Origin of the sequence: Pseudoalteromonas sp. NC201 (assembly GCF_002850255.1) — a bacterium.
Classification (GTDB): Bacteria; Pseudomonadota; Gammaproteobacteria; order Enterobacterales; family Alteromonadaceae; genus Pseudoalteromonas.
In genome coordinates, this window is the sequence record NZ_CP022522.1 from 2,945,443 (window position 1) to 2,958,645 (window position 13,203).

At 41.6% G+C, this 13,203-nt stretch carries 10 protein-coding genes; 6 read left to right on the forward strand and 4 right to left on the reverse strand.

Annotated elements, in window-relative coordinates; translation table 11 throughout:
• Positions 1-179 precede the first annotated feature (179 nt).
• Positions 180-2,018, forward strand: coding sequence for a di-heme-cytochrome C peroxidase (locus tag PNC201_RS12750; RefSeq protein WP_102057270.1), 1,839 nt, complete (start codon positions 180-182; stop codon positions 2,016-2,018).
• A 66-nt stretch (positions 2,019-2,084) separates the two neighbouring features.
• On the opposite strand, the gene PNC201_RS12755 is transcribed toward PNC201_RS12750, so the two are convergent.
• Complete coding sequence (locus tag PNC201_RS12755) at positions 2,085-3,194, reverse strand: GNAT family N-acetyltransferase/peptidase C39 family protein (protein ID WP_102057271.1); 1,110 nt, start codon at positions 3,192-3,194, stop codon at positions 2,085-2,087.
• Complete coding sequence (locus PNC201_RS12760) at positions 3,194-4,642, reverse strand: RimK family protein (protein ID WP_010606541.1); 1,449 nt, start codon at positions 4,640-4,642, stop codon at positions 3,194-3,196. Before PNC201_RS12760 ends, PNC201_RS12755 begins: the two co-directional genes overlap by 1 nt.
• A gap of 334 nt (positions 4,643-4,976) precedes the next feature.
• Between PNC201_RS12760 and PNC201_RS12765 the strand changes: the two genes are divergently transcribed.
• Both PNC201_RS12765 and PNC201_RS12770 read left to right on the forward strand, forming a co-directional pair.
• The gene (locus tag PNC201_RS12765) at positions 4,977-5,804 is read left to right on the forward strand and encodes a hypothetical protein (RefSeq protein WP_010606540.1); all 828 of its coding nucleotides are present in this window, start codon (positions 4,977-4,979) and stop codon (positions 5,802-5,804) included.
• A gap of 985 nt (positions 5,805-6,789) precedes the next feature.
• Positions 6,790-6,927, forward strand: coding sequence for a class IIb bacteriocin, lactobin A/cerein 7B family (locus PNC201_RS12770; RefSeq protein WP_102057272.1), 138 nt, complete (start codon positions 6,790-6,792; stop codon positions 6,925-6,927).
• A 1,111-nt stretch (positions 6,928-8,038) separates the two neighbouring features.
• Here the strand turns inward: PNC201_RS12770 and PNC201_RS12775 are convergent.
• Positions 8,039-9,007 (reverse strand): AraC family transcriptional regulator, encoded by a 969-nt coding sequence (locus tag PNC201_RS12775; RefSeq protein WP_102057273.1) that lies wholly within the window; start codon positions 9,005-9,007, stop codon positions 8,039-8,041.
• A gap of 121 nt (positions 9,008-9,128) precedes the next feature.
• Between PNC201_RS12775 and PNC201_RS12780 the strand changes: the two genes are divergently transcribed.
• On the forward strand, positions 9,129-9,977 hold the full coding sequence (locus PNC201_RS12780; RefSeq protein WP_102057274.1) for a sterol desaturase family protein: 849 nt from the start codon (positions 9,129-9,131) through the stop codon (positions 9,975-9,977).
• Positions 9,978-9,979: 2 nt separating this feature from the next.
• Here the strand turns inward: PNC201_RS12780 and PNC201_RS12785 are convergent, their stop codons facing one another.
• Entirely contained in the window at positions 9,980-10,891 is a 912-nt protein-coding gene (locus PNC201_RS12785; RefSeq protein WP_102057275.1) for a LysR family transcriptional regulator, read from the reverse strand.
• A 96-nt stretch (positions 10,892-10,987) separates the two neighbouring features.
• On the opposite strand from PNC201_RS12785, the gene nfsB reads away from it, so the two are divergent.
• Positions 10,988-11,647 (forward strand): oxygen-insensitive NAD(P)H nitroreductase, encoded by a 660-nt coding sequence (nfsB, locus tag PNC201_RS12790; protein WP_102057276.1) that lies wholly within the window; start codon positions 10,988-10,990, stop codon positions 11,645-11,647.
• Positions 11,648-12,034: 387 nt separating this feature from the next.
• Complete coding sequence (locus tag PNC201_RS12795) at positions 12,035-13,147, forward strand: M35 family metallo-endopeptidase (RefSeq protein ID WP_102057277.1); 1,113 nt, start codon at positions 12,035-12,037, stop codon at positions 13,145-13,147.
• Positions 13,148-13,203 lie beyond the last annotated feature (56 nt).

The window sequence follows — 13,203 nt, forward strand, 5'->3', positions numbered from 1 at the left end:
CTCCCAAACAAATAAAGTAAATTTAGTGTAAACAAATAAATTTACATAAATATTTCATATTTGGAAAGATGAGACTTTCTCATCTTGTGAATTAGCGGCAAGTGTAATGTCGTGTAACTTGATTGTTAATTAGTTTGTACTAAGGTAGTTGGTACTTCCACCGTCACGGACAGTTCAACATGAACAATAGACTAGTAATAAAATATGTAAGTGCAGCAGTGGCTTGCACATTGTTTCTCGCAAGTTGTAGCTCACCAAGTAAAAAACCTTCAGTGCCAAAAGAAACGCTCGACCCAGTTGCAGAATCTGGTCAAGTACCTGAGCGAGTTTGGCTCAATCAAGGATGGTCAGATAAACTTCGGCAAGACTTTTGGTTCACAGGCCAAGGGTCACAAATCATTCCCTATACTTGGTTTACTTGGTTAGAGCAACCTAACAGTAAAAAGCTCTTTCGCGATAGCGAACATATGGAAATGCTGCGCTATCTGCCCAGTAAAACCGCCGCCAATAACCCTTCAGGCTTGCCCATCGGTTTTGCCGTGCATAACAATCAAACCACGGGACAAGCTTGGGTCGGAATGACCTGTGCCGCATGTCACACTAACCAAATTGACTATAACGGCACAAAAATCTTGGTAGAAGGTGCGCCCACCCTCGCCAACTTTGTACTCTTCTTTAGCCGCCTTAATGCCGCGCTAGAAGCGACCCTTAACGATAATCAAAAGTTTAGCCGTTTCGCGATGCGCGTATTAAAAGAAGGGGCATCGCAAGAATTGATTGATGATTTACGAGACGATCTCAAGCATGTGGCGCTTGCAACCGCCGAGCGACAAACCGTTAATGACTTACCCGAAGACTATCCAGACGATTTTACCAGCTATGCTCGACTTGATGCGTTTGGCAATATTCAAAACGCCGGTACGGCATTTGCGCTTGACGACCTTAACAATAAAAATGCGCCCACCGCGCCCGTCTCCTATCCATTTTTATGGGGGACGCACCAGTCAAATGTTGTGCAGTGGAATGCTTCCGCACCCAATATTCCTGTGGTCGGCCCATTAGTACGCAACATTGGTGAAGTTGTCGGTGTGTTTGGTTCGTTATCCATTGAAGAAGCACCGGTTTGGCAGCGCGTTTGGGGGAAACATGCTCGATATAGCTCAACGGTAGACTTACATGCGTTAGGGCAACTAGAAGCGTGGGTAAAAACACTTCTGCCACCAGCTTGGCCTGAGCAATACCTTCCAGGGATTGACACCAATAAGGCGGCACAAGGAAAAATGCTATTCCAAGCAAATTGTGCTAGCTGCCATCAATTAATTGACCAAAAAAATCTACTTAAAGATTACGAAGCGGTAAAAGTACCGGTAAAAGAGATTGGTACCGATCCCACTATGTCTAATAACGCCAGCTGCCACATGGCAAAAACATTGTTCTTGGAAGGCACAAAAACCGACATTATCGCGGGAGACAAATTCCAAGCCGTGGATAGCGCTATCGATATCCCAGTAAATGGCGTGGTGGGTCTAGTGCTAAAAGATCCCATCAAAGCAATCGAAGCGGGCTTAATAGCAGAGCGCACTGGGCCAGATGGTAAGAAAACCACCGTGAAAAAATCCATTGAAGAGCGCCTCAAAGTCTATTTGGCAAATAGACAACAGTTAACCCCCAATACTAACGAAGATTGTGTGGATGGTTTTTACGACGCGGGTGTCTACAAAGCAAGGCCGTTAAATGGAATTTGGGCAACCGCGCCATATTTACATAATGGCTCGGTGCCAAACCTATGGTCACTACTACAATCACCAGAGTCACGCCCAGATACCTTCTGGGTTGGCAGTCGCGAATTCGACCCTATCAATGTTGGCTATATTACTCATCAAGGCATGAACGAGTTCAAAGTGAACAAAGCCAGCGGTGAAGTGATGCCGGGCAATGATAACAGCGGTCACGTTTACGGCACTACCTTGAGTGACAATGAAAAGTGGCAAATCGTTGAGTTTTTGAAAACGCTATAAACGCCATGTAGCGCTAAAAACAAAGGGCCGAATACAGGCCCTTTGACTTATAACCGAAAAGGTTATTTAAAATGACTCGTGCAACACCACCAGCGCACTTAACTTGCTTGCGCCAAACGTCATCATTTTTTCAAAATCCGACCTTGCGATGGGTACTTGCTGGCAGTCGATAGGGTTTTGGTCGTCCTCAACATCAGGGTCATTAAGATATAAGCACAACTCATCCAACCCCGTAATAAGCACCCAATGCGGCGCCTTTTTACCGTTTAGCCGATAAGTGCTGATCAAGGCCAATACCGCACTGCCCTGTAACAACCATTGTTCAACCTGTTCAAGCTTTACATCGGCTTGGTGAATAGCAATATCACGATATTCACACTCTTGACGGAATTGCTCATGAACTAAGGTCATCACCTGCTTTTTCTGCGCGCTTCTCACGCCATCTAAAAATAGCGGGCCTGCCGTATTCACCATCACCTCTGCCGCAAAACCACGGCGCTCCGCAGCCAATGCCAAACCAAATGGGTGACAGCCGCCGTGACCTGCGGTCATAAAGATGGTGGTCGCTTCACGCCATATCTCAAGCTCTAAGGCCTGATCGCCCATACAGCCTGGATCTATGCTTGCCATTGCCATCATCAGTGACGCCGGTCCGCAGGTAAAGTCTGTTGTTTGTTGATACCAAGGAGCCTGATGCAACACCGCCTTTTGCGACAGCTTACGCACACATTTTTGCATTCTTAGCGCGTCATCATGATCCGCATAGTAGTTTTGATACTCGCCAAATACACGATAACCCATGCGTTTATATAAGCCGATGGCCGCGTCATTGCGTTTAGCCACCTCTAAACGCATATATAACCAGCCCATTTCACCCGCTCTGGCCTCAAGCTCTGACATCAGTTGGCGTGCGATCCCTTTACCTTGATGATGAGGCGATACCGCCAATGAATAAAGCCTTGCTAGCCGCGTTCCTTGGTGCAACCAAAGCAGCCCATAGCCCACAAGTTCCCCAGCCAACTTTGCAGTGAGCAGCAGGCTATGTTCAAAACTGATGTAATGCTTGAGTTGGCGACGGCTCAGTCTATCTGCACTGAAGCAGTTTTGCTCCAGCGCATTCAGTGAGTTCAAATCCTGCAGTGTCGCCTTTTCAAGCACCAACGCGGCTTGCAACATTACTTTTTACCTCTCGCTTCAAGGCGTCTTGAAAATTCAGACATCACTTGCATGTACAGCTCGTCACCGAGATATTTGTCTTCAACCCCTTGGTCAATATTCGGGTTGTCGTTTACTTCAAGCACGTAGGCTTTGCCGTTGTGCTCTTTAATATCAATACCATACAAACCATTACCCACGACTGCCGCCGCTTTTAACGCTGCGCGTAACACCGCTTTTGGCACTTCAAACGTTGGTAGCGTGTCAAACCCACCCGAGAAATTACGTTTTGACTCGTGGTTATAGATTTGCCAATGGTTACGTGCCATATGGTAACGGCATGCGTAAATTGCACGGCCATTTAATACCCCAATACGCCAATCGTAGTCCGTGTATAAGTAAGCTTGCGCCAACACAATCGCAGAGACGCTCATCAGCTCTTGTAAACGCTCGCCAAGCTCTTCTTTGGTTTTTACTTTAAATACGCCTTTTGAGAACGAACTCTCAGGCATTTTAAGCACCATAGGTAGCGATAACTCAGCAATGAGTTTATCGATTACTTGTTCATTACACTGACTCACAAATCGCGTTTCTAAACTTGGCACCTTCTTGTAATTAAAGGCATCATGCAAAAACACCTTATTACAACAGCGTAGGATCGAGCTTGGGTCATCAATTACCACTAAATCCTTTTGCTCTGCTTCTTGCGCAAGGCGATAAGTATGATGGTCAATCGCTGTGGTTTCACGAATAAATAGCCCATCGTATTGGCCTAAGTTGTATAACTCGGCCGCTTCTAATGGATGTACTTTAATGCCAAGCTTTTCACCCGCTTTAACAAAGCGGCTGATCGCCCCTTTATTACTTGGCGGCAATTTTTCATCGTGGTCCACCAACATCGCAATGTCCCAGCGATACTTTTTGTGGCTCTTACGTTTGTTCCACTGAGTGGCATGCACATGACCTAATACTTGAGTACAAAACTCAAGCTGCGCCACCTGTAGTGTCGAAAAGTCGCGACGCTGCACCTGCACACGCACGCCTTTATCTTGCTGCTGTAATGTCACTTTTAGTAAAGGCGCTGGAAATTGCTGAAATAAATACGCCGCCAACTTACTAAATTCAGGCTGTTGGGTTTCGCCCATACAAATGATCAGCTCAGCGTCATCGGTAATCGCGATCCCACGCTTATCAAACCAAGCCTGCGATAAAAACAACGCATTATCGCCATCACGTAAACCATTAATAACCTTTAGACTCGGAAGCACTTGGTGATTACGCGCTTCAGCAAGTAAAGAGCAGTAATAACCTTGGCTTAAATAACGGTCACAGTCACATAAATTAATCACTCGAAGTTTTGATTCACCGAGCTTTGGGTACTCTTGCAAATACGTTTCAAACGTCACTACGTTATTTGCCAAAGGCAGTACATCTGCATTTTGATCAACAACGAATAGAGTAGATAGCATCTAAATAATCCTTAGGTGGCGATGCGTTAGCACATCAGTACATGATGGTTTAGGCACCCCACGATTTAACATAGGGTTAGTGGGCAAATTCAAGGGCCCACATAAAAGTGGAGTAGTTGTAATCTTAAATATAGCACTTAGCAATTGAGTAATTTTGATTCTCAAGATAAATCTTTCTTGCTGTCAGCGGCTGGAATAAAAACCTTTATTTTCAATCAGTTAAACAAGTTAAAGGTTCGATAAATAAGATTAATGCTAACGATGAAGAAAAATTGCATTATCAGTAAAGTTTACAATACTTAATTGATCAAAAATAAAATAACAGGACTTCCTCATGCAAAGGAAAGCAAATCTTCTGGCCCGACTTCGTATCGCGTATGAAACGACTAAAAAAGAACTACTAATATTATTGTTGTTACTTGCAGTCGTTGTTGACATGCTGCCAACTGAATTATTTTTTAGAGTTGAAGTAGCCAACACCATCAAAACAGGGTTGATGTTACCTATTGCATTTATCTTGCTGGAGCTTTTGTTCAAAATATACGATGCTGTTTTGCACAATCGTAGAGAAGTAAAAATAATTAAATCCAATGACTTGTTAGGAGACATTGGTCGACTATGTGAATCTGAACGAGAAATAAATATCAAATATATCGGTGTCGCAGGAAGACATGGCTGGAGTACTGTAATTGCCAGATTTTTAGATCCAAGCTCAGAGATGTGTCTGTTGAGTAAAAAGCAAATAGTCATAGAGATAGCTTTATTAGCGCCGCAACAAGTCGGCTCAATCGATGGTGGTACGGAAAGATATTCTGTAGTCCAATCAGTATTAAAGGAAATAGAATTTACCAAGCAAAGGTTGCAAGCCGAGGGAATGAAACACGTCACGATCAAAACCTACCTTTATGAACATACTCCTAATTTTCTTGGTTTTTTAGTTAATGACAATTATTTATTCACTTCCTTAACCTATTGGGAATATGTTGGCACCGGAGAGAAGTACCTTAGAGGTGGCGGCACTGATTACATTGTTTATGATAAGAACGATGGATTCGGAGGAGCTTATTATCTCAAACGTTTTGAAAGCTGGTTTTGTCATTGCGTAGAAAGCACGCATCAAGAATCATATTGCTCTGAAGAAGCAAAGCATAAAAAGGACTAGCGGTTTAACATGATTAAAGAAGAACAGCCACTACTATTCGACTTTCAACATAACGTTGCCGGTAAATTTAGGTTTAAAAAGAGAGCGAACAGATAATACCCATCCCATATTTTCACCGATACAGGGAAGCCCGAATATATGTCAGAGCAGCACCTTATTTAGAGTGACTCAAAGTGACTGTTTATCAATACATACAAATAGTAAGTGAGAGATAAATAAAAGAAGCAACAAGGCTGTTAAAACAACCTTGTTGGATGAGTATTACTTGACTGCAGCTGAGCGTCCATATATGTCAGAAACCTTAGGTGGGTGTCAGAAACTTTAGGTGGGTGTCAGCACAAACTGAAGTGGAATCCCACCCTGTCGGCTACATACCTGAAAATAATTATTATGATTGGCAAATCTAGTTGTTATTGCTCTATAACAAACACAACTAACACTATGATATAATGTGATAAATTTTATTTCATTGATTTTTGTTCTTGTGAATTTTTATGGTAGTTTTATCAAGTCGCATCTTAGGACTCGTACACAGCGAGTCCCCGACTGGAATTGACTAGATTAATGTAAATGGCTCTATACTCGCGGAAGAAAAATATAATGTGAAAGCTTGCAGTCGCAGAAATAACACAAAAAATAAGAGTAAGATTAACAAAGTAGCAAATGCAAGCATATAAACAAAAAGTAAAGTGACATTTGAAGCTGGTACTATGTAAGAGCATGGGGCTTTAATTGAGTGGTTGTTAGAACCCATTTATAGCCTAAAAGGAAGAGTGAGTTAATACCTTACTTAGAAGAACCGAAATAAAAAGATTTTTCTATTGAGGCAATATCGAACAGCCTTGTTAGAAAATAAAACGGCTGACTTTAGTCAACTTTAGACAGAAAGCTAAAGCCAGCCTAATATCCGCTCAACCCTAAGGGAGATTGAGCAAACTAATCACCCGACAAAAAGAAAGTTGGATAGATAAATGGAGTGTAAATTATGCGCGAGTTAAATGTAAATGATATTGAAGAAATAAATGGTGGTGCAATTCCAATTGCAGCAGCTCTTGCTATTCATTTGGCTGGGAATGCAGTATCTATTTATAGCTGGTATTCATTTGCTAAAAGCATGAAATAAAGGATTTTAAGATGAGAGAATTATCAACAAAAGAAATTGTAGCCGCTAATGGTGGTGTTTTTGCGTGGCTCGCTACTAGAGCTTTATCATTACGTCATTTGTATGCGTTAGATCATAACTCTAGCAACCGAAGCGCTGCTACAAATAGGCTATAAATATCAGCTCTAATAGGCAGTTACTAAAACTGCCTCTTCTTAACTCATTACGCTAATTAAAGGTTAAAGATATAGACTGTATGAATAAAATTGAGATCAGGGCAACTCGTGTTCTAGTTTTTTGGCATTACAGCGTACTTACGTTTCATTGCTTATTTATATAGTTTAATGCTGGATTTATAAAGTCTAAAATAGATTTATAAAATAATTTCATGAGTCAATATGGACTCTTGTAAAATATATTTTTTCCAATCTTTATGGGCACTTTCGAGGAGCGTTCGCATTATTAGGGTTTTTAGTTGTTTAAATGTGATAAAACCCTTAAATTTATCAACAAAAATATTTACTATGCGATATTTTAGTGAAACCTATTATTTCTTCATTGAAGCTTTCATGTTGAATTTTAGTTGTTTTAGGTATTTGTAAAAACTCTATACCTAAAAAAACTTAAAAAAACTAGACATTTAATTTCGAGTAAAAACATGATTAAAACCCTACTAATTCCGTTTTTTTCTTTTTCCATCACAAAGTTATCTTTAACTTTAGCAGCCACATACAAAGCCTTAAACTTGATAACCATTAGTTTATTTTTACTAATTATAGGTTTTAACCTTTATTTTTTAATACAACTAATTAGAGGAAAAAGTTTAATTCCAAAAACACTTAAATCTAAACTAGAAGGATAAAAACAATGAAAAAAACAAACCCTAAATATTTCTTTAAAAATTTAGCACAACACCAAGTTGAATTTTCTTTTCTCTCATCTTTATTTAGATCTAAAACATTGTTAATAATAACCATCATATACCTATTGCTATTTATAGGATTTATTAATTTATTATTCAAATAATTAAGAATTGAGGAATCGATGACGCCCACTATAGTATTCCCACTACATATTTGCACCGAAGCTGGGAATTTGACTAACAAACCAAAACTTACCTACCTTCGGTTCTTCACTTTAGCTTTGACGGTGGTTTCCCATACCATTTTAAACAAACTTTATTCAGCGCACTTTGCTCTGTAAAACCGAGTGCGTCTACAATATCGAGCAATCTGGTGTTGTCGATGAGTTGTTCAAATCTATGCTTTCGCTCTTGGTCGAATAAGGCTCTAAAGCTGGTATGTTGTGTTTTTAGCTTACGCTGCATCGAACGCACACTCATGTTTAATGCCTTAGCCATACTTGCTTGGTTGACTCCAGCCAGTGAGTGCTTTGCCGCCAGTAAATTGGCAACACGCGTTTTTAAGTCATGATTATCGCAGAGCGCTGATACGCTTTTTGCAACCGCTTGCTCAATATGTTCGTGCATTAGGCTGTCGACGGTAGCGACTGGCATGGTAAGAAAGTCTAACGGAAACAACAGTGCATTGTCAGAGCAGTTTTGTGAAACGGGGCAGCCAAACCACGTTTGCAAACGCTGCAATTCTGGGTCACACACGCTAAAGCTAAGCTGGAGTTGGTTAGGCGATAAAGTTGATCGCAAAAGCTGCCTTGCAGCGCTCACCCAAGCGGTCATATTACGCAAAATGGCTTGCTTACCCAGCGGGGTTTTTGGTTGCCAAGTTAACTTGGCATTGTCGCTATCACTTGTGAATACGGCGAGGCCAATATCGGCAACAATGGCGTCGTAATGCAATAATGAGGTTATAGCCTGCTGCAAGTCTTTACTGGTTTCGACCAAGTAACCAAGCGCTCCATAATCATGCAGCTGAATGGCTTTACCCAGTTCAAAACCAATTAAGGGATCGCCGCTCAGCTCCCGCCCTACCTCAAGCAACCGCTCGTACTCAACGAGTGTTACACGTTCAGGCCGTGACGCTACCAGCTCAGCAAACTCGCCTTGCAGTCTCTTGTCATTGGTAAAACGGTCATGGAGATATACCCACGCACTATAAAAATATACAAACGAAGTGGAGTGCATTGCAGTTCCTTTTGTCGTATTTGGACAAATTGTTGGCGCAGTTTGGCAGGATTGTCAATGACTAACCCGTTACGCTAGTGCATATAAAATACCAAAGCTTTGGCTAAAGAAGGAGCTGTATATGGTTGATGTATCGCTAATTTTACTGGCACTCAGTCCCATCTTTTTACTTTGTGTTGCTTGGGAGTATATCAAGCACCACGAACACTATGATTGGCGAGATTCATTACTCAATGCCCTACTCGCCTTGCTCCATCAAGGCAGCGACGCGCTGGCTTTGCTTGTGCTGATGCCGCTCTTTTACTGGCTCCATCAATTTGCCTTATTCACAATCGAATTAAATCTCCTCACTTTGCTTTTTGGGTTTATTTTGCAAGATTTCTTGTATTACTGGTTTCACCGGGCATCACATTGTATTCACTGGCTTTGGAGCGCACACGTGGTCCATCATAGTTCTAATAACATGAATTTTACCACTGCATTTCGCCAAAGCTTGCTTTACCCTATTGTCGGTATGTGGCTGTTCTGGCTGCCTATGATACTGCTTGGATTTACCCCGACCTTGGTATTTGCCATCGTCGCAATCAACTTGGCTTTTCAATTTTTTGTCCATACACAAACGGTTAATAGGTTAGAAGTAGTAGAACGGATCTTTAATACGCCTTCCCACCACAGAGTCCATCACGCCAGTAATCCTGAATATATAGATAAAAACTTTGCCGGAGTGCTCATCATTTGGGATAAGCTTTTTGGCACTTTTGTGGAGGAGCGGGAAGACATAACAATTTGCTATGGAATAAGAGGTGCGGCACCAAAGCAGACCCTTTTAGATGTTAACTTTGCTCAGTGGCGTCATATGTTCCACCGCTTTTCACAAGCAAACACCTTAAAGAGCAAATGGTTGGCGTTATTTGGTTATCCAACCCACTTACCCGACAAGCTAAAAAATACGGACTCTGCCAAATCCTAGAGCTATTTATACCGCTCGGCCTTTTCTACAAGCGCTTGGCAGTACTTTCTTAGTTTATCGCGCAGCACTCTCACACTTGGGTTGATCATTTGCTTTGACGGGCAGATCAACCACAGCGGCTTACATTCAACGCGATAGTCATTTAATATACTTTGCACCACACCTTGTTCTAGTTGGTCTGCTACGTCTATCGCGGATCGCAATGAAATACCCGCTCCTTGCGCACACCAGCGCTTTACCACATCCGCATCATTACTGGTTCTACGCCCTTTAAGCACCGCTTTGTAAGTTTGTTCATTTTTCGTCAGTTTCCACGTATCAAACTTACTGCCTCTGATCAAAAAGAATAGCCCTTGGTGCTCGCTTAATTCCTCATGATCCTTTGGTGTGCCTTGTTTTTCTAAGTATTCCGTAGAGGCACAAAGCAGCAATGGCACATCACAAATTTTAAAGCCGTAGAAGCTACTGTCTTCAGGCGCACCATAGCGCAGCGCGATATCAACACCGTCACGATAAAAGTCGAGATTGTGATCATTAAGAATAAGCTTCAGGGCAAGTTTAGGGTATTCATCCAGTAATTCGTCTAGCCAAGGAAGGAGGATATTACGGCCAAAATCTGACGGTGCGGTTAACCTTAGCTCACCGTCAATTTCGTTGTCGTTGTCGAGCACCTGCTTTTTGCCATCAGCCAAAAGCGCAAGTGCCTGCTCGCAAATTGGCAAATAGGTTTCACCTTGCTTTGATAGCCTTAAGCTACGCGTAGAACGCACAAAAAGTTGAAAGCCAAGGTGCTTTTCCACTCGCTTTATCGCAGCGCTCGCCGTGGCAACTTGCATATCTAACTGCGCAGCCGCCGCACTAATATTGCCAAGTTTAGCCGTTTTCATCACGACGATTAAATCTTGTGTATTCATTTTAAAAAAATTTTTGAAACTATTTAACTCATTATCATCTTTTTATTGATTATGTAAAACCCTATTATCTCTTGAAAGCAATTTTAGGAGTCTGTTATGTACACATTACGCGATGCAATTCACAATCGTTATTCCACAAAAGCCTTTGATCCTAATAAAAAAATTAGTGATTCAGATATTGAGCTACTTAAGCAAGTACTAAGGCTGAGCCCATCTAGTACCAACGTTCAGCCATGGCATTTTGTCATCGCTAGTACTGAGGCTGGCAAAACTCAAGTGGCTAAAAGCACACAAGAGAATTACAAATTTAATGAAGCCAAAGTACTTAACGCATCACATGTTGTTGTATTTGCTGCAAAACAAAATATAGATGATGCACATTTAGATAAAGTGCTTGCCAAAGAAAGTGCCGACGGCCGATTTGAAAAAGGCTCTGAGGTAGAAGCACAAATGAATAATGGCCGTCGCTATTTTGTCGGCTTAAATCAAACCAGCGATGAAGCAATCAAAGCATGGACTGGCAAACAAGTTTACTTAAATCTTGGGCAATTTTTACTAAGTACCGCACTACTCGGTATAGATTCTGTGCCCATTGAGGGTTTTGACGCTGAAATTCTCAGCAATGAACTTGGGTTAACTGAGCAAGGCTTTGATGCCCTTGCCATTGTCGCGTTGGGCTATCGAGACGAAGGTGATTTTAATGCTAAATTACCTAAATCTCGCTTTGCTATCGACGATATCATTACCGAAATCTAAGACCCAGTTTGGCACTGATAATGGCTAACTAGATAACATCAGTGCCACTCCAACTTCGGTTGGAATACCATTTCAAACACCACAATGTAAATCAATGTGAATGAAACAATAAATTCACAACTACCCGCTCCCCAGTTTTGTATTAAATTTATCCATACTTTTCAATAACATTACAGTTATTTGAAATTATTGGTAATTTTTTAATGTAAACTTTTTAGCTCTATTGTGAAAATTCTGCTTGAAACATCGAATATATTATTGTTAATTAAAAGTGAAGAGTGAATTCACCTTTAAAAATAACGAAATGACAACAAGTAAACTCAGTCCTCACAACTGGTTTTGTACCTGCCAGCCGAGAGACTGTAGCAACCTCAACAGGAAGAAATAATGAAGCTACTATCACGCACACTATCTACCGGGTTACTCGCAGCAGCCGTAACCGCATCACTGAATGCTCAAGCAATGAATAAAGACCTAGCGGTAAGCGTTGATGTCGACACAAAAAGCAATGGCGATGTTATTGCGACGCTAAACATCACCAATCAGGGTAAAGGTAACCAAAAAATCTTAAGCTGGTATACAGATCTCGAAGAAGAGCATATTTTTAAAATTACGCGTGATGGTAAAGAAGTTAATTTCTTCGGCCCTCACTACAAACGCCCAGCTCCTACCGAAGCTGACTTTATCAAGCTAAAGTCTGGCGAAACGCTCACTAAATCATTTGAGCTTTCGGGCCTTTATGATCTTAGCCAGCCAGGTAACTACGAAATTAGTTATGATGTTGAATCATTTGACCTTTTCGGTAAAAAAGAAATCCCTAGCATGACTACAAGAACGATGGGGCAGCAATCGATGATGCGTGCCGATGTAGCAGAACTCAGCTCAAATTCGGTCAATCTTTGGCTTGAAGGTGTAGTATTAAGCAAAGGTAACCTCCAAGTTAACGCAAAACCAGTCGCCGGTGCAGCAGACTGTACTGATGGCACTTGTTTTACAGGTCGTTGTAGTAACAGTGAAAAAACCAGTATTTTGTCAGCACTGAATGCTGCGGACCAAATTACTAATGACTCTGTTGCTTACTTAAATAGCCACTCAGCGAGCAACCCGTCTACGCGTTATCAAACTTGGTTTGGCGCAGCGACAAGCAGCCGCTATGCAACCGTGAAATCTAACTTCAACGCAATCAATGATGCAATCGACAACCAAGATCTCACTTTTGACTGTAGTTGTAACAAATCATACTTTGCTTATGTATACCCAAATCAACCATACAAAGTATATCTATGTCGCGCATTTTGGAGCGCAAATGAGCTAGGTACGGATTCACGCGCAGGCACGATTGTTCATGAGCTAAGTCACTTTAATGCCGTTGCAGGTACAGATGACATCGTTTATGGCCAATCTGGTGCGAAAAACTTAGCAAACTCAAATCCAAGTCAAGCAATTCAAAATGCTGACAGCCATGAATATTTTGCGGAAAACACTCCGTACCAAAACTAATCTCGACTTATTTGGTATAGATATCCCTGACGAGTATCGGGTTTAGGCAAGCGCCT

Coding starts and splice junctions, on each gene's coding strand:
- PNC201_RS12750 (WP_102057270.1), top strand. CDS start 180: ATGAACAATAGACTAGTAATAAAATATGTAAGTGCAGCAGTGGCTTGC.
- PNC201_RS12755 (WP_102057271.1), bottom strand. CDS start 3,194: ATGTTGCAAGCCGCGTTGGTGCTTGAAAAGGCGACACTGCAGGATTTG.
- PNC201_RS12760 (WP_010606541.1), bottom strand. CDS start 4,642: ATGCTATCTACTCTATTCGTTGTTGATCAAAATGCAGATGTACTGCCT.
- PNC201_RS12765 (WP_010606540.1), top strand. CDS start 4,977: ATGCAAAGGAAAGCAAATCTTCTGGCCCGACTTCGTATCGCGTATGAA.
- PNC201_RS12770 (WP_102057272.1), top strand. CDS start 6,790: ATGCGCGAGTTAAATGTAAATGATATTGAAGAAATAAATGGTGGTGCA.
- PNC201_RS12775 (WP_102057273.1), bottom strand. CDS start 9,007: ATGCACTCCACTTCGTTTGTATATTTTTATAGTGCGTGGGTATATCTC.
- PNC201_RS12780 (WP_102057274.1), top strand. CDS start 9,129: ATGGTTGATGTATCGCTAATTTTACTGGCACTCAGTCCCATCTTTTTA.
- PNC201_RS12785 (WP_102057275.1), bottom strand. CDS start 10,891: ATGAATACACAAGATTTAATCGTCGTGATGAAAACGGCTAAACTTGGC.
- nfsB (WP_102057276.1), top strand. CDS start 10,988: ATGTACACATTACGCGATGCAATTCACAATCGTTATTCCACAAAAGCC.
- PNC201_RS12795 (WP_102057277.1), top strand. CDS start 12,035: ATGAAGCTACTATCACGCACACTATCTACCGGGTTACTCGCAGCAGCC.